This window comes from Mesorhizobium sp. M0208 (assembly GCF_040322015.1).
Classification (GTDB): Bacteria; Pseudomonadota; Alphaproteobacteria; order Rhizobiales; family Rhizobiaceae; genus Mesorhizobium.
In genome coordinates, this window is sequence record NZ_JAMYSP010000121.1 from 1 (window position 1) to 816 (window position 816).

At 58.7% G+C, this 816-nt stretch carries 1 protein-coding gene; it reads right to left on the reverse strand.

Annotated elements, in window-relative coordinates:
- Positions 1-546: 546 nt before the first annotated feature.
- A partial coding sequence (locus NKJ17_RS33910; RefSeq protein ID WP_352692068.1) for a hypothetical protein occupies positions 547-816 on the reverse strand: 270 nt, incomplete at its 5' end.

Below are 816 nucleotides of genomic sequence, written 5' to 3' on the forward strand. Positions count from 1 at the left end.
CAAATCACTCAAGGCGGCACCTCCTGCCACCTTGAATCACCCAACAGAGATCAACTCAACAAATTAATGGGTCCTGACCCTAGCTAGATCATAAACTTTGGACGGCAGCACCGGAAGCCGAAAACGCTCCCAGGCCTTGCGGAGGGATCCGACAGCATCCAGCTCTCAGGCGCCAGGAGTTCGAACTTCTTTCGGTTTGGAAAGACGCTCCCATACGTCGCACGCCCTTTTTTCGTCTCGGCGATGAAGCGCGTGAACTCTCGTTCGAGCTCGAACACCGATTGCTCCTTTGTGTCGGCGGTTCCTCGCTGTCCGCCATGAAGTCGGAAGCGTGGATCGGAGGTAGAGGTCGTCCATGACCAGGTATCTCTCCGGGCACCGTTTCCCCACCTATGACGGTTCTGTCCCAATCCAACCAGACACGGGCGCCGCGGTCGCGGGCGAATTCGAACGCCTCGACAGCATCTTCGAAAGCAGCAAGCACAGTGCTGCCGTCGACGGCTTCGAAGCCGCCCTGGTCGGCGAGGTGGATCTTGAGGCGGTCTGTCATCCGCGGAACCGCTCTGTGGTCCAATGGATCTTGCCATCGATCTTCATGGGCTTGTGGATCATCAGCCGCTTCGGCAGGTGCTCCGGGTGCACCTCTAGAAGCGTGATCTTCACCGACGGCTTGCAGCGGCTGCAATCGAACCTCAGCTTCAGCGGATCAGCGCCGTCGCCATATACCATCGTCAGGTCAGCCGAACGGCAGTAGCGGACATTGCCGCAACTGCATTCCGCCTTCACAAGCATGTTGTGCCGGGTTGCCTTGCCCAG